Source organism: Inquilinus sp. YAF38, from assembly GCF_052113205.1.
Taxonomy (GTDB): Bacteria; Pseudomonadota; Alphaproteobacteria; order DSM-16000; family Inquilinaceae; genus Inquilinus.
Map to the genome: position 1 here is coordinate 38,060 of NZ_JBFRCU010000047.1, position 16,833 is coordinate 54,892.

Below are 16,833 nucleotides of genomic sequence, written 5' to 3' on the forward strand. Positions count from 1 at the left end.
AGGAGTCGGTTTCCTTGGAAGGATCGCTGAATCATGAAGGTGCTGCTTGTCTTCGCCCATCCCGAGCCGCGCTCGCTCAACGGCGCGCTGCGCGACGTCGCCATCCGCGAGCTCGAGGCCCAGGGTCACGAGGTGCGGGTTTCCGATCTCTACGCCATGCGCTGGAAGTCCGCGGTCGACCACGCCGACTTTCCTTCATTGACGCCGGACGAGCGCCTGATCCCGGTTGCAGCGTCCAAGGCGGCGTTCGACACCGGCACACTGACCGAAGATGTCAAAGTCGAGATCGAGAAGCTGCTGTGGGCCGACGCCCTGATCCTTCAGTTTCCTCTCTGGTGGTTCACCATGCCGGCGATCCTCAAGGGTTGGGTTGACCGGGTATTCGCATACGGCTTCGCCTATGGCGTCGGCGAGCATAGCGACCGTCGCTGGGGGGACCGCTATGGCGAGGGGACGCTGGCCGGGAAGCGCGCCATGCTGATCGTGACCGCCGGCGGCTGGGAGGAGCACTATGCCCCTCGCGGGGTCAACGGGCCGATCGACGACCTGCTGTTCCCGATCAATCACGGCATCCTCTACTATCCCGGCTACGACGTGCTTCCGCCGTTCGTCGTCTTCAGGGTCGACCGGCTGGACGAGACTGGCTTCGAACCCCTCGCCGAAGGCCTGCGCGAGAGGATGCGGACGATCGCAACCACGCCACCCATTCCATATCGCCGCCAGAACGCGGGCGATTATCTGGTTCCGAGCATGAAGCTCCGCCCCGGCCTGGGTGATCCGGGTGCAAGCGGCTTCGCACTCCATGTGGACGACGCCGGTACGACCGACCGGGCTTCGGCCGCCTAGTCGTCGTTGACGGCGAGCCGGCGGAGCGGGGCGGTGGCGTGCAGATCGGGCGGGACACCCCGCCGGCGCTTCGCCGCCAGCAGTGATTCCGCGATCTCCTGGGATCGCACCGCCAGCACCGAGAGCAGGGTGTCGCTGAGCCCGTGCGAGGTCTCGGACTGGCCTTGCAGGTGGATCTGCGGCCGGAACTCGGGCCGGGTGCGCAGGCGGTAGTCGCGGTCGACCGCGAAATCCTCGATCCAGGGGGCCAGCGCCGACAGCAGGCGGCGCCCGCCGTCGCGCTCGTAGCCGGTGGCCAGCACCACCGCGTCATAGCCGCGCCGCGCGGCGATGCCGGCGAAGCCGTCGCCCACCGTCAGCTCGACCGCCTCCGGATCCGCCTCGGCCTCGGTCACCTCGCAGCGGCCGCACAGCGCCAGCCGCGCCGGCCCCTGCACCTTCTGCTGGTACAGGATGTCGAAGATCCGCTCGATCAGGTCGGCATCGACCACCGCGTAGTTGGTGTTGCGGAACTCGCGGATGATCGCGTCGCGCTGCGCCTCGCCCTGACCGAAGACGTAATCGGTGAAGTCGGGGTTGAAGATCTCGTTGACGAAGGGGGTGTTGTCCGACGGCTTCAAGGCATGGCCGCGGTAGATCAGGTCGATGCCGAGCTGCGGGAAGCGACCATGCAGGTCGAGCGTGATCTCCGCCGCGCTCTGGCCGCCGCCGATCACCGCCATCCGGGCCGAGGGGCGGCGGGCCAGGCCGAGGCCGTGGACCCGATCGAGATAGCCCGAGGAATGGAACACCCGCGGATCGCCGTGCAGCGGGGCGAAGACAGCCGGAATGCGCGGGCTGCCGCCGGTGGCGACGACCAGGTTGTGCGTCCGCCGCACGGTCTCGCCGCCCGAGGCGGTGCGCGACCGCACCCGCAGCCCGGTGACGATGCCCTGCGCCGTTTCCGGCTCGACCGCCGTCACCTCCTCGCCATAGCTGCAGTGGTCGGCGAAGCGGGCGGCAACCCAGCCGAGGTAGTCGTTGAACTCGACCCGGCTGGGGAAAAAGGTCTTGCGGTTGATGAAGGCTTCCAGCCGGCCCTTCTGGTGCAGGTAGTTGACGAAGGTCAGCGGGCTGGTCGGGTCGCGCAGCGACACCAGGTCCTTGAGGAAGGAGATCTGCATGTCGCTGTCCGGCAGCAGCATGCCGCCATGCCAGGTGAAGCCGGGCTGCTTCTCGACGAAGTGATGGCTCAGCGCTGCGCCCCGTTGGCGCAGCGCCTCGTCCAGCGCGATGGCCAGGGCCAGGTTGGACGGGCCGAAGCCGATTCCGACGACGTCGTGGATCGCGTCCTGGCTCATGCCTGCGACACCGGCTGCTTGGCGGAGGCGGCCGGCAGCCACAGTCGGTCGAAGAAGAAGCGCTCGCGCAGCAGCATCACCAGCGCCGCCCGCTTGTGCGGGAAGTCGAAGGTCTTGATGCGGACGAAGCCGGAGGTCTCGAGGTTGCGGATCTGCTGGTGATGCGCCGCCGCCGGCTCGCCGACGATCCGCTGGGTGCGGCAGTCGTCCAGCAGCATGTAATGCGTCAGCGAGGGCAGCCAGGCGCTGATGAAACTGCGGCCGCGATAGGCGTCTTCGCCGACCACGACATGCCAGCCGCGGTCGTAGTCCTGGACGTCGTAGAACGGCGCCAGGCGGTTCTCGCGGGCCCAGTAGATCTCGAAATAGGCGAAGGGCACGCCGTCGAAGCTGGCGATCAGCGGCACCATATGCGGCTCGGCGATCAGCCCGGACAGGTAGCGGCGATGCTTCTCCAGGTCGCCGTCCTCGTTCCAGAAGGCGGCGACCCGAGGATCGTTCATCCATTTGTGCAGATGGCCGAGATCGTCCTCCACCGTGGCGGCGCGGAAGGCGATGGTCTGCTCCAGCCACGGGATGTAGCGGGCATAGACAATGCCCTGAGGCTTGGGCGGCCGCTGCGGGTGGCGCTTGCCGTCGGTCATCACCTGGCGCTGCGGGAAGGCGGGCAGGTCGGGCCGGCCGTGCCACAGCTCGGCCTGCTGCATGAACAGCTCGGGCAGCACGGTCAGCGGGGCATCGGCGGTCTCGACGGCGATCCCGCGCCGGCGCAGCGCATCGGCCAGCTCTGCCGTGCCGTCGCCGAGGTCGAGCGCCAGCCGCTCCAGCTCGGGGTGCCAGGCAAAGGCGGCCTCGATGGCGGCGTTCAGGCGGCGCAGGGCGGCATCACCCGACCCGGCCGGGCCGGTCAGCGCCAGCCGCCCCTCGGCCAGGCGCAGGATCCGCGGCGCGGCGCCGGCTTGCCGCACCGTCAGCGAATCACCCTGGCGCGACGTCGTCACCGGAGCCGGGGTGGCGGCGTAGGACAGGAAGGTCGTGCCGGACTGCGGAATGGGTATGGCGTCCATCGTCTTCTCCTTCCACGACCGCAGGGACCCTGCCGGCTCGGGCATACCGGCGGCCGCCGGCAAGCGGGCGAATTCGTCTCGTCTGGTCGGGACGCCGCTTCCCGGACGAGAGGCGGGGAAGGGCGAAAACGGGCTTGACTTGCAATGCAACTGCAACTCATTATCATTCATAGCCAGAAGGAAACGGGAAGTCCAGGCACGTTGTCGCCTCCTGATCGATCTCCTTCAAGCCACCGGAAACCGATGAAGATCAAATCAAGACGCCAGGCCGAAAGCATTCGGCAGGGCGCCGTGTGGCTGCATCTGCGGAATCCGTAAAATTTTCGTCAACTCTGCATGCGATATCGGCGAGGAGTGCCTGATGGCCTTCGATCGGGACGACACCGTCTTTCACGTCGTGGTCAACCACGAGGAGCAATACTCGATCTGGCCCGACTACAAGGAGATCCCTGAGGGCTGGACCGCCGTCGGCAAGGCCGGCCCGAAGGCGGAGTGCCTGGCCTACATCTCGGAGGTCTGGACCGACATGCGGCCGCTGTCGCTGCGCCGGCACATGGACGGCCCGGCCGCGGCGGACGCCCCCCAGATCGACGCCGCGTAGTGACCGCATGAGCGCCGTCGTGGCCCTGTCGCGACGGATGAACGGCGGCCCCGCCGCTACGCTTCAGTGAGTGCCCACGCCATGGATGCCGTGACCACCGCCACGCTGACGATCCGCCCGCTGCGCGAGGACGGCCCCTTGCCGCTGCTGGTCGAGCCCGCTGCCGGCAGCATGCCGTCGCTGATTGAGGCCCTGCCCGAGATCCGGTCGATCGTCGACCGCCATCTGAGCGTCGAGGGCGGATTGCTGTTCCGCGGCTTCGCGCTGGACGGCGCCGACGCCTTCCGCGGCTTCGCCGCCGGCTTCGGCCATCCGTTGCTGACCTACGAGTTCGGCTCGACCCCGCGCAGCAAGGTGACGCAGGGCGTCTACACCTCGACCGAGTACCCGCCGCATCAGCACATCCCGCTGCACAACGAGCAGGCCTACACCCGGGACTGGCCGATGAAGATCTGGTTCTACTGCCAGCAGGCGGCGCCGGAGGGCGGCGAGACGCCGATCGCCGACAGCCGCGCCGTCTACCGCGCCATGCCGCCGGCCTTGCGCGACCGCTTCGCCGAGAAGGGGCTGATGTATGTCCGCAACACCGGCAACGGCCTTGACGTCTCCTGGCAGCAGGTGTTCGGCACCGAGGATCGCGGCGAGGTCGAAGCCTATTGCCGCGCCCACGGCATCGACTGCGAGTGGAAGCCGGATGGCGAGCTGCGCACCCGCCAAGTCTGCCAGGGCACGATCGCCCATCCGGTGACTGGCGAGATGCTGTGGTTCAACCAGGCGCATCTGTTCCACGTCTCGAACCTCGAGCCCGAGGTGCGGTCGACCCTGCTGGAGCTGGTCGCCGAGCCGGACCTGCCACGCAACGTCTATTACGGCGACGGCTCGCCGATCGAGGACGAGGCGCTGGCCACCGTTCGCGAGGTGTTGGAAGCGAACAAGATCAGCTTCCCCTGGCAGGCGGGCGACGTGCTGATGCTCGACAACATGCTCACCGCCCATGCGCGGGCTCCGTTCAAGGGGCCGCGCAAGGTCATCGTCGCCATGGCCGAAGCGCACGGTCTGCACTGACGCTCCGAGCCGGAGAAAGCCGTGTCGCTTCTCGGAATGCTGATCCGCGGGTCGCGAATCCTGTTCGCGGCCGCCATCCTGGCCAGCCTGGCCTGCGGGATCGGCGGGGCGCTGCTGGTGCTGCTGATCAACCGCGCGCTGCACGCGCCGGCCGAGACGCTGCCGCAATGGCTGCTGCCCTTCGTCGCCGCCGCGGTGCTGGTGATGGTGGCGCAGGTTGCCTCGCGCGCCCTGTTCGCCCGCCTCGGCCAGCGGGCGCTCGGCGGGCTGCGGCAGCACATCGCCCAGGCGGTGGTGGCGGCGCCCTACCGGCGGCTCGAGGTGGTCGGCCGGGCGCGGATCCAGTCGCTGCTGACCGATGACGCCTCGGCCATCGCCACCTTCTGCATGGGCCTGCCGATCCTGGTGACCAACGGGGTCGTCATCCTCGGCGTGCTGATCTATCTCGCCACCCTGTCCTGGAGCTTCCTGCTTCTGGCCGCGGCGGTGCTGGTGCTCGGCTCGGTCGGCCACCAGCTCAGCTACGGCCGCGTGCTGTCGCATTTCCGTGAGGCAGGCCGCGACCAGGACCGTCTGTTCGGCCATTTCGAGGCCTTGAACGGCGGCGCCAAGGAGCTGAAGCTGAACGCCGGCAAGGCGCGGCGCTTCCTCGACGCGGTGCTGGCCGAGGCGATCGACGCAGTCGGCCGCAGCCGGGTCCGCGGCCTGTCGCTGCTGGCCTTCGCCGATGGCTGGGGCCGGCTGCTGTTCATGGCGACGATCGGCACGGCGCTGTTCGCTCGGATCTGGATCGCGCCGGAGGATGCCGGCGTCGTCTCCGGCTATGTCATCGCTTTCCTCTACATCATGGGCCCGCTGGAAGGATTGCTGGCCAATATCCCGCATCTCGGCATGGCCCGGGTGGCGCTCGGCCGCATCGACGACACCGTGCGACAGCTGGAAGCGGGGAAGGGCGGCGAGACCCCGGCGCCGCTGCCGGCCGGGGCGGAGGTCACGCTGGCGCTGGAGGGCGTCACCCATGGCTACTACGACGAGCGCGAGGACGAGGTCTTCACCCTCGGCCCGATCAACCTGACGCTGCGGCCGGGCGAGATCACCTTCCTGGTCGGCGGCAACGGCAGCGGCAAGACCACGCTGGCGAAGCTGGTCACCGGCCTGTACGCGCCGGAGGCCGGCACCATCCGCGTCGACGGCCGGGCCCTGGCCGCGCCGGGCGGCGAGGCGCACCGGCAGCTGTTCTCGGCCGTGTTCTCCGACTTCCACCTGTTCGAGACGCTGCTGGAGGCGGCGGACGGGTCGCTCGACGACCGCGCCAACACCTGGCTGCGCCAGCTCCATCTCGACCACAAGGTCGCGGTCCGCGACGGCGCCTTCTCGACCCGCGACCTGTCGCAGGGACAGCGCAAGCGCCTGGCGCTGGTGGCGGCATGCCTCGAGGACCGGCCGGTGATGGTGTTCGACGAATGGGCGGCCGACCAGGACCCGCAGTTCAAGGACGTGTTCTACCGCGAGGTCCTGACCGAGCTGAAGGCGCGGCGGAAGACGGTGCTGGTCATCACCCATGACGACCGCTGGTTCCCGCTGGCGGACCAGCTGGTCAAGCTCGAGCGCGGCCAGGTGGTCGAGCGCAGCGGCCCTGTCGCGGCGGATGCCGCACCGCCGTCGCGCGCGCCCGGTCGCGATCTTTCCCTTTCGCCGGTGTCATGAGGTTCGCCGTGAGCGACGCTGCCTTCGATCTCCGTCCGCGCCGCGCCGCCGCCGCCCCGCTGGCCCTGGACTATGCCGATGCCGAGACGCTGGTCGAGCTGCTGCGCCGCCGCGCCGCCGCCGACGATGGCGGGCCGGCGCTGCGCTTCCTGACCGATGGCGAGACGATCGGCGACACCCTCGACTACCGCGCCCTGGACCAGCGGGCCCAGGCTATTGCGGCGCATCTCCAGGCCGTGGCTGCGCCGGGCGACCGGGCGCTGATCCTGCTGCACAGCGGGCCGGACTACATCGCCTCCTTCTTCGGCTGCCTCTATGCCGGGGTCATCGCCGTGCCGGCCTATCCGCCGGAGGGGATGAGCCTGCACCATGTCGAGCGGCTGCACGGTATGGTCGAGGATGCCGGTGCCCGTCACCTGCTGACCGATTGGTCGCACCTGGCCTCGGTCGAAGCCCTCTGCGCCGGGCACGACGGCGTCGACGTGATCGCCGTCGACGCCCTGTCTGCCGCGCAGGCGGAAGCCTGGCGGCCACATCCGGCTGCAGGCGACGACATCGCCTTCCTGCAATACACGTCGGGTTCCACCGCCGACCCCAAGGGCATCGAGGTCACCCACGCCAACCTGATCGACAACCAGCGGATGATGGTGCACGGCATCGGCGTCACCGCCGACGACGTGCTGGTGTCCTGGCTGCCGCTCTATCACGACATGGGGCTGATCGCCGGGATGATCCTGCCCTTCTTCGCCGGCATCCCGCTGGTGCTGATGGCGCCACAGCACTTCCTGGCCCGGCCGGCGCGCTGGCTGGAGGCGATCCACCGCTACGGCGGCACCGTCAGCGGCGGACCCGATTTCGCCTTCCGCCTGTGCTGCGAGCGGGTCAGCGACAGGACCCTCGCCGGCCTCGATCTGCGGTCCTGGCAATTCGCCTTCTGCGGATCCGAGCCGGTGCGGGCCGACACCATGGCGGATTTCGCTGCCCGCTTCGCCCCGGCCGGCTTCCGGCGCGAGACCCTGGCCCCCGCCTATGGCCTGGCCGAGGCCACGCTGACCATGTCCTGCAGCCCGCGGCCGCATGCCTATGTCACGCTACACGTCGACCCCGAGGCGCTGGCGGCGCACCGGGTGGTGCCGAGCGGCGCGGGCGTCGAGCTGGTCAGCAGCGGCCGGCCGATCCGGCCGGAGCAGCTGCGCATCGTCGATCCCGAGACGCTGGAGCCGCTCGGCGAGGGCACGGTCGGCGAGGTCTGGGTGACCGGCGGCAGCGTCGCCCGTGGCTATTGGCGCAACCCGAAAGCGACGCGCGACGCCTTCCTCGACCGCGGTGAAGGCGTCTGGCTGCGTAGCGGCGACTTGGCCTTCCTGCATGAGGGCGAGCTGTTCATCACCGGCCGGCGCAAGGATGTGATCATCATCCGCGGCCAGAACCGCTACCCGCAGGACATCGAGAAGGCGGTCGAGGCCGGCGTACCGGGAATTCGCAAGGGCCGGGTCTCGGCCTTCGCGGTCGAGCATGACGGCCGCGAGAGCATCGGCGTTGCGGCCGAGATCGGCCGCGTCACGCAGCGCAAGACGGCGCCGGGCGAGCTGGTCGAGGCGATCGACCGCGTCGTTGCCGAGTTCCAGCAGGAGCCGGCGGCGCTGGTCGCGCTGCTCGAACCCGGCACGCTGCCGAAGACCACCAGCGGCAAGCTGCAACGCTCCGCCTGCCGCGAGCGGCTGGCCTCGGGCGAGTTGCAGGCCTGGCACCTGTACCGCCGCCCTTCGGCCGGCGCCGGCGCGCAGGACCGGGAGCCGCCGCGGCACGGCACCGAGCAGCGCCTGGCCGCGATCTGGTCCGAGCTGCTGGATTGCGGTCCGATCGGCCGTGGCGACCGGTTCCTGGCCCTTGGTGGCCATTCGCTGCTGGCGATGCAGGCGATCGACCGGATCCGGGCCGAGTTCGGTGTCGAGCTGCCGCTGCGCGAGATCTTCGCGCCGCACAGCCTGGCCGAGCTTGCCGTCCGGCTGGACACGACGCCGCGCCAGGCGCCGGAGGCCGGGCTGCCGCCGGTCACGGCCGGGCCGCGGCAGGCCGAGATGCCGCTGTCGCCGGCGCAGCAGCGCCTGTGGTTGGCCGAACGGCTGGCGGGGGAGGCCGCGCGCAGCGCTTACAACCTGACCGGCCAGCTGCGCCTGACCGGCCCGCTGTCGCGGCCGGCCCTGGACCGTGCCATCACCGGCCTGCTGGCGCGGCACGAGATCCTGCGCACCGCCTATCCGGAGGATGCCGACGGCGTGCCGGTGGCGCGGGTCGACGCCGACGCCGCCCTGTCGCTGCCGGAGATCGACCTGTCGGCGCTCGACCCGTCCCGGCGCCAGGCGCGGCTGGCCGAGATCGAGGCCGAGGAGGCGCGGCGGCCCTTCGACCTGGCGGCGGCGCCGCTGCTGCGCGCCACCCTGCTGCGGCTGGGGCCGGCGGAGCACAGCCTGCTGCTGGGCCTGCACCACATCGTCGCCGACGGCTGGTCGATCGGCGTGCTGATCGACGACCTGGGCGCGCTGTACCGCGCCGCGCTGACGCACGGCCCGGCCGATCTGGCGCCGCTGCCGGTGCAGTATCTCGATTTCGCGCTGTGGCAGCGCCGGCTGCTGCAGGGCGAAGGGCTGGACCGGCAGAAGGCGTTCTGGCGCGACCGACTGGCCGGCGTCCCGCACCGGCTGGAGCTGCCGGCCGACCATCCGCGCCCGGYCGTGGCGTCCCAGGCCGGGGACAGTGTCCGCTTCAGCCTGCCGGGCCCGCTGGTGGCGCGGCTCGAGGCGCTGGGCCATGCCCGCGGCGGCACGCTGTTCATGGTGCTGCTGGCGGCGTTCGAGACCCTGCTGCATCGGCTGACCGGCGCCACCGATTTCGTTATCGGCACCGACGTCGCCGGCCGGCCGCGGCGCGAGCTCGACCGGCTTGTCGGCTTCTTCGTCAACGTCCTGCCGCTGCGCGCCCGGCCGGAAGCGGCGCTGCCCTTCGCCGGGCTGCTGGACCGGGTGCGCGAGGATTCGCTGCAGGCCTTCGAGCAGCCGCTGCTGCCCTTCGACCAGATCGTCGAGGCCGCCGGCACGCCGCGCGACCGCGCCCGCAACCCGCTGGTGCAGGTGCTGTTCGTGCTGCAGAGCGCGCCGCGCGGCCGCTTCGGCGTCGACGGCCTGACGGCGGAGCTGCGGCCCGCCCAGGCCCATGGCTCGAAATTCGACATGGCGCTGTTCCTCGACCCGCTCGGCCCCCGCGCCACGCAGGGGCTGGAAGGCGAGTGGGTCTTCGCCACCGACCTGTTCGCCCGGCCGCGCGTCGGGCGGCTGGTGGCCGCCTGGACCGCACTGTTGGAACAGATCGCCGAAAGCCCGGACCGCTCGCTGAGCGGCTTCACCCTTCCCTCACTGGAGGAACCCGCGATGTCGTCGTCCGCGTCGCCGTCCGAAACCACCGGCGCCGCCCGCATGGGCGCCAAGCTGGACAAGCTGAAGAAGTTCGCCTCCCCCTCGGCCCGGCCGGCTGCCGCTGCGGCACCGGCGCGCGAGCTGGTGCGGACCTTGTCGCTGACCCCGGGCGCGGTCTTCCCGCTGGTGGTCGAGCCGGCCAGTGCCGATCTCGACGCCGTGGCCTGGGCCGCTTCCCATCGCGACCAGGTCGAAGCTTGGCTGCGGCGCCACGCCGGCCTGCTGTTCCGCGGCTTCGGCCTGACCACGCCGCAGGAGTTCGAGGCCTTCGCCGAGGCGCTGCAGCCCGGCCTCTACGGCTCCTATGGCGACCTGCCGAAGAAGGAAGGCGGCCGCAACACCTACCGCTCCACGCCGTATCCGGAGCGGAAGATGATCCTCTACCACAATGAGAGCTCGCACCTGCCGCGCTGGCCGCGCAAGCAGTGGTTCTTCTGCGAGCAGCCGTCGCCGGTCGGCGGCGCCACCCCGATCGTCGATTGCCGCGAGATGCTGCGGCGCCTGCCGGCGGAGCTGGCGGAGCGCTTCGCCCGCCTCGGCCTGACCTATGTCCGCACCTTCACCGAGAATCTCGACGTCGACTGGCGCGACTTCTTCAAGACCGATAGCCGTGAGGAGGTCGAGGCCCGTTGCCGCGCCGCCGGGGTCGATTTCGCCTGGATCGGCCAGGACGAGTTGCAGACCCGCACCCGCTGCCCGGCGGTGATCACCCACCCGCTGACCGGCGAGCGCTCCTTCTTCAGTCAGGTCCAGCTGCACCACACCCGCTGCCTCGACGCCGATGTGCACGAGGACCTGCTGGCCATGGTCGGCCCGGAGCGGATGCCGCGCCAGGTGTTCTACGGCGACGGCTCGCCGATCGAGGACGAGGTCATGGACCTGATCGGCGAGCTGTACGAGACCTGCGCCGTGCGCTTCGACTGGCGCCGCGGTGACGTGGTGATGCTCGACAACATGCTCGCCGCCCATGCCCGCGACCCGTATGAGGGGCCGCGCCGCATCGTCGTGGCGATGGGCGACATGGTCGATCGCACCAGCCTGGAGGGTACGCGATGACCGACCTCGCCCTCTCCGCCGGGGCGGAGACCTGGCCGCTCGGCTCGGAGCAGCGCGTCGCCGCGGAGCATCCGGACGTTGCCGCGACCCTGATCGTCGCCATCGCCGGCAGCCTGGACAAGGCGGGGCTGCGCGCCGCCCTGCTGCGGGTCGCCGGCCGGCATGAGATCCTGCGCACCGCCTTCGTCGCCGTCCCCGGCTTCCGCGGCCTGCGCGCCCGTCCGCTCGACGCGCCGGCGGAGCCGGCCTGGTCCGCGCTCGACCTGCGCGGGCGAACGGATGCCGCCGACGCGATGTCGCGCGACCTGGCGGCGCAGAAGGAAGCCGGCTTCGATCTCGGCTCCGGCCGGACCCTGAGGGTCGCGCTGTATCGCCTGGGCAACGCGGAGTGGCACCTGGCGCTGCTGGCCTCGCCGCTGGTGGCCGATCGCGGCGCGCTCGACCTGATCCATCGCGCCCTGCGCGGCGAATATGCCGGCGCCGCCGTCCCGGCGAACGAAGACGGCGTGGCCTATGCGCAGTATGTCGAGTGGCGCGCCGATATGGCGGCCGACGAGGACGCTGCCGAGGGCCGCCGCTATTGGCAGGACCATCTCGGCCCCTCGGCGCCGCCGGCCCTGCATCTGCCCTATCGCCGTCGCGCGGCCGGCACCACTGCACCAGCAAGCCGCGAAGCCGCAATCGACGCCGCCGTGGCGCGGCGGCTGGCGGATCTCGCCGCCGGGCGCGGCATCGGCCTCGACGCCGTGCTGCAGGCGGCGTGGTGGGCGCTGCTGGCCCGCATCGCCGGCCGGGTCGAGCTGGTGGCCGGTTGGCAGCATGACTGCCGCCGTGACTACGACGCCTTCGCCGAGACCATCGGCCCGTTCGACAAGGTGCTGCCGTTGCGGCTGACGGCCGACCCGGCCGAATCCTTCTCGTCCTTCCTGGATCGCCTTGCGCCGGTGCTCGACAGCCATCGCGGCTGGCAGGAGCACTGGCCGGTCGAGGCGCCGGGCCGCAGCGACCACCTGATCGCCGGCTTCCGCATCGCGGGTCCCGCCGCCGCTGATGGTGCCTGGCGCCTGGTTTCAGCGGACGCGCGGCGGCCCTTCGAGCTGGCGCTGCAGGCCGACCTCGCCGAGGATGGCAGCCTCCGCGCCGCCGCGCTCCATTGGGACGGCGGCCGCTACGACGACGCGGCGATGGCAACGCTGCTGGAGCAGGTCGTGATCCTGCTGTCCGAGCTGCCGGACCAGCTTGAGACGTCTCTCGGCACCCTGTCGCCGGTGGGCGCGGCGGAGCGGGCACGGCTCCAAGCCTTCGACGCCATGGCCGAGGCTCCGGCGCCGGGCCCGTCGCTGCCGGCGCTGATCGCCCGCTGGGGCCGCGAGACCCCGAACGCGCCGGCTCTGGCCGGCGGCGGCATCACCCTCGACTATGCCGGGCTGAACGCGCGGGTCGACGGGCTGGCCGCCTGGCTCGTCGCCCATGGCGTCGGCCGTGAGTCCATGGTCGCGCTCGACATGGCCCGCTCGGCCGAGATGGTGGTGGCGCTGCTCGCCGTCTGGCGCGCCGGCGGCGCCTATCTGCCGCTCGACCCGCAATGGCCGCAGGCGCGGCGGCAGCTGCTGCTCGACCAGGCCCGTCCGGTGCTGGTGCTGACCGACGCCGCCGACTCTGTCGTCTCCGGCACCGTCCCGGTCCACCCGCTGGCCGCCGCGCTGGCGGAGCCCGCCTTGGCGGGCCTGCCCGACCTCGACCAGGACGACCGCGCCGCCTATGTCCTGTTCACCTCCGGCTCGACCGGCACGCCCAAGGGCGTGGTGATCGAGCACGGCCAGTTGCGCACCTATGTCGAGGCGGTCAGCGCGGCGCTCGGCCTCGCCGGCTGCCGGCGCTTCGCCCTGACCTCGACCGTCGCCGCCGATCTCGGCAACACCACACTGTTCGGCGCGTTGCGGCATGGTGCCTGCCTGGCGGTGGCGGACGAAACCGAGATGGCCGACGGCGCCGCCTTCGCCGGATTCCTGCGGCGGCATGAGATCGACTGCGCCAAGCTGGTGCCATCGCATCTGGCGGCGCTGCTCGACGTTCCGGAGCCGGTTCTCCCGGCCACACTGATTCTGGGTGGAGAGACCACGCCGAAGGCGCTGGTCGACCGCATCCTCGCGGTCGCGCCGGGATGCCGGGTGTTCAACCACTACGGCCCGACCGAGACCACCATCGGCGTGCTGGTGCACGCCCATGATCCTTCGGCCTGGGCGGGCGACGCGCTGCCGCTGAGCCGGCCGCTGGCCGGCAGCGAGGTGCTGGTRCTCGACGCGGCGGGCCGGCTGGCGCCGACCGGCGCGGTGGGCGAGCTCCACATCGGCGGGGCGCAGCTCTGCCGCGGCTATCTGCACGGCGATCCGGCCGGCGCCTTCGTCGACCACCCGTTCCGCGAGGGCCGGAGGCTCTATCGCAGCGGCGACCTGGCGCGACACCTGCCGGACGGTTCCCTGCAGGTCGTCGGCCGGGCCGACCACCAAGTGAAGATCCGCGGCTTCCGGGTCGAGCCGGGCGAGGTCGAGGCGGCGCTGCAGACCCTCAACGGCGTCCAGCAGGCGGCGGTCGTGGTGCATCGGCCGGAAGGCGGCGAGGCGCGGCTGGTGGGCTTCGTCACCCTGGCCTCGGGCGAGGGCGACGCCACGGCGTTGCGCCCGGCGCTGGCGGCGCGACTGCCCGGACCGATGGTGCCGGCGCAGATCGTGGCCCTGGACCGGATGCCGCGCCTGGCCAATGGCAAGATCGACCGCCGCGGCCTGCCCGATCCGGCGACCCTGGCCGAGACCAGCGCCAAGGTGGCGCCGCGCGATCCGGTCGAGACCCTGCTGCGCCAGGTGGCGGCGGAGCTGCTGGAGCGGCCGGCCGAGGCGATCGGCGTCACCGACGACTTCTTCGACATCGGCGGCAACTCGCTGCAGGTGATCAAGCTGGTCGCCCGCATCCGCAAGCTGTTCCAGCTCGACGTGCCGCCCGGCATCGTCTTCGATCATCCCAGCATCGCCGCTTTGGCCCAGGCGCTGCGCGGCTATGCGGCGCCGGGTCGGATCGACCAGATCGCCACCCTCCGCCTCAGCCTCGACGGGATGAGCGAGGCCGAGCGGGCGGCGCTGCTGGAGAAGGCGCGGCAGGCCAAGGCTCCTTAAGCAACATGAACGACATCGACAACGACGCGCTGCTCGCACTGCTGCTGGATGACGAGACGTCGGATCCGGATGCGATCCGTCCGCGCGACAATGGGACCTCAGCTCCGCTGTCCTTCCAGCAGCAGCGGCTGTGGTTCCTGCARCACTACGATCCGGAGAGCGCGGCCTACAACTCGGTCCGCGCGCTGCGGCTGCGGGGGCGGCTGGACGCGCCGGCGCTGGAGGCCGCGTTTTGCCGCCTGGTCGAACGCCACGCCGTGCTGCGCACCGGCTTCGAGGGCGGGGATGGAGAGCCGCGGCAGGTGGTGCTGCCGCAGGTCGATGTCGTGATCGAGCAGGCCGTGCTGCCCGCGGCCGGGGCGCCGGGCGTGGAGCAGGCGCTGTCCGCCTGGCTGCAGGCGCGGGTGCGCCGGCCCTTCGACCTCGCCCGGCCGCCGCTGCTCCGCGTCGCCCTGGCCCGGCGCGGTGAGACGCCTGAGGGTGAGGGCGAATGGGTGCTGCTGCTGGTGATGCACCACATCGTTGTCGACGCCTGGTCGACCGCGGTGCTGGTGCGCGACCTCGCCCAGGCCTATGGCGAGGCGCTGCGCGACCCGTCCCGCCGGGGCCGGCCGCTGCCCGCCCAGGCGTTGGGCTATGCCGATTATGCCGCCTGGCARCGCCGGCGTTTCGCCGGCGACCGCCGCGAGCAGGCCCTGGCGCGGTGGAAAGAATATCTCGGCAGCGACGTGCCGGTGCTGGCGCTGCCAACCGACCGGCCGCGCGACGCCGAGGGCAACCGCCCGGGCGGCCGCATCGATTTCGCCCTGCCGCCGGATCTGGCCAGGTCGGTTCAAGCCCTGTGCCGGCAGGAAGGGTGCACCCCCTTCGTGGTGCTGCTGGCCGCCTGGCAACTGCTGCTCGGCCGGCTCTCGGGCCAGCCCGATTTCGCGGTCGGCGTACCGAACGCCGCGCGCGGCCGAGCCGAGATCCAGGACCTGCTCGGCTTCTTCGTCAACACCCAGGTCTATTGCGTCCGGCTCGACCCGAGCCTGAGCGTCCGGGCGCTGTGCCGCCGGCTGCGTGGCGAGGCGATGGCCGCGCTCGACCAGGCCGACGTGCCGTTCGAGCTGCTGCTGGACGGGCTCGGCATCGCCCGCGATGCGTCGCACACGCCGCTGTTCCAGTCGCTGTTCAACTTCCGCACCACCCGCGACGCGGCGCTGCTGGCGCTGGACGGGGTGACGGCCGAGCTGATCGACATCGACACCGGCAGCGCCCAGTTCGACCTGTCGCTGGACGTGGCCGCGGATGGGCGCGGCATCGACTGCCAGCTCGAATACGATGCCGCGCTGTTCGACCGCACCACCGTGGCCCGCTGGAGCACGCACTTCGTCACGCTGCTGCGGCAGATGACGTCCAGGCCGGATGCCCCGGTCGAAGCCCTGTCGCTGCTAACGGAGGCGGATCTGGCGCAGCTCGCGGCATGGCAGACCGAGCCCCACGAGGCCGAGCCGTATCGCTCGGTGCAGGACTGGATCGCCGATTGGGCGGCGGTGGAGCCGGGCCGGACGGCGGTGATCTTCGGCGATCGCGAAGTCAGCCGGGGCGAGCTGGACCGGCGGGCCAACCATCTGGCGCATCGGCTGGTTCGGGCGGGAATCGGGCCGGACGTGCTGGTCGGGGTGGTGCTGGAGCGGTCGGTGGAGCTGCTGGTGGCGTTGCTGGCGGTGCTGAAGGCGGGCGGGGCCTATGTGCCGCTGGCGCCGGATGCGCCGGCGGCACGGATGGCCGAGGTGGCGGCCGACAGCGGGCTGCGGCTGGTGCTGACCCAGGCCTCATTGGCCGGAAGGCTGCCGCAGGGTCTGGAACGCATCCTGGTCGAGACCGGTGAGGCCGAGGCAGGCCCGGCGGTGGCGCTGCATCCCGAGAACCTGGCCTATGTGATCTACACCTCGGGCTCGACCGGCACGCCGAAGGGCGTCGCCGTCGCCCATGGCCCGCTCGCCATGCATTGCCGCGCCGTCAGCTCGGTGTTCGGCCTCGGCGAGAGGGTCCGCGAGTTCCATTCCCTGTCCTTCAGCTTCGACGCGGCGCATGAGCGCTGGCTGACCGCGCTCGGCTCCGGGGGCAGTCTGGTCCTGTCCTCCGAAGGGCTGTGGACGGCGGATCAGGCTCTGGCTGCCATCCGTCGCCACCACGCGACCAACGCGGATTTCACCCCCGCCTATCTCGCCGAGCTCGCCGCCTCTTCGGATGCGGACGGAACGCCGCCGCTGGAGCTGATCTCCTTCGGTGGGGAGGCGATGCCAGCGGCGGGGTACGACCGAGTGCGTCGGGCTTTGCGACCGCGGGCCTTGATCAACGGGTATGGCCCGACCGAGGCGGTGGTGACGCCTTTGGTGTGGAAGGGGAATGCCGAGACGGCCTGCGACGGGGCCTATGTGCCGATCGGCCGTCCGGTGGGGGACCGCCGGGCCTATGTGCTGGACGGGCGGCTGCAGCCGGTGCTGGTGGGCGTGGCGGGCG

Annotated in this window: 9 protein-coding genes; 7 read left to right on the forward strand and 2 right to left on the reverse strand. The window is 71.3% G+C overall.

Annotated features, from left to right (window positions below):
• Positions 1–33: 33 nt before the first annotated feature.
• Positions 34–846 (forward strand): NAD(P)H-dependent oxidoreductase, encoded by an 813-nt coding sequence (locus AB4Z01_RS20735; protein WP_441696951.1) that lies wholly within the window; start codon positions 34–36, stop codon positions 844–846.
• Here the strand turns inward: AB4Z01_RS20735 and AB4Z01_RS20740 are convergent.
• Positions 843–2,186, reverse strand: coding sequence for a lysine N(6)-hydroxylase/L-ornithine N(5)-oxygenase family protein (locus tag AB4Z01_RS20740; protein ID WP_441696954.1), 1,344 nt, complete (start codon positions 2,184–2,186; stop codon positions 843–845). The two genes, AB4Z01_RS20735 and AB4Z01_RS20740, sit on opposite strands and share 4 nt — an antisense overlap.
• On the reverse strand, positions 2,183–3,253 hold the full coding sequence (locus AB4Z01_RS20745) for a GNAT family N-acetyltransferase (protein ID WP_441696957.1): 1,071 nt from the start codon (positions 3,251–3,253) through the stop codon (positions 2,183–2,185). Before AB4Z01_RS20745 ends, AB4Z01_RS20740 begins: the two co-directional genes overlap by 4 nt.
• A 361-nt stretch (positions 3,254–3,614) precedes the next feature.
• Between AB4Z01_RS20745 and AB4Z01_RS20750 the strand changes: the two genes are divergently transcribed.
• From AB4Z01_RS20750 to AB4Z01_RS20775, 6 genes are all read left to right on the forward strand, one after another.
• Positions 3,615–3,854 (forward strand): MbtH family protein, encoded by a 240-nt coding sequence (locus AB4Z01_RS20750; protein ID WP_441696960.1) that lies wholly within the window; start codon positions 3,615–3,617, stop codon positions 3,852–3,854.
• A gap of 81 nt (positions 3,855–3,935) precedes the next feature.
• A complete protein-coding gene (locus AB4Z01_RS20755) occupies positions 3,936–4,919 on the forward strand; it encodes a TauD/TfdA family dioxygenase (protein WP_441696963.1) in 984 nt (327 codons plus the stop codon).
• A 21-nt stretch (positions 4,920–4,940) separates the two neighbouring features.
• Positions 4,941–6,626, forward strand: a complete 1,686-nt coding sequence (locus tag AB4Z01_RS20760; RefSeq protein WP_441696965.1) for a cyclic peptide export ABC transporter — start codon at positions 4,941–4,943, stop codon at positions 6,624–6,626.
• Between the two features lie 8 nt (positions 6,627–6,634).
• Positions 6,635–11,155: a condensation domain-containing protein gene (locus AB4Z01_RS20765; protein ID WP_441696967.1), complete on the forward strand. Its 4,521-nt coding sequence runs from the start codon at positions 6,635–6,637 to the stop codon at positions 11,153–11,155.
• Positions 11,152–14,325, forward strand: coding sequence for a non-ribosomal peptide synthetase (locus tag AB4Z01_RS20770; protein ID WP_441696970.1), 3,174 nt, complete (start codon positions 11,152–11,154; stop codon positions 14,323–14,325). The genes AB4Z01_RS20765 and AB4Z01_RS20770 overlap by 4 nt, the downstream gene beginning before the upstream one ends.
• A 5-nt stretch (positions 14,326–14,330) precedes the next feature.
• Positions 14,331–16,833, forward strand: a 2,503-nt coding sequence (locus tag AB4Z01_RS20775) for a condensation domain-containing protein (RefSeq protein ID WP_441696972.1), incomplete at its 3' end; no start/stop codon positions are given.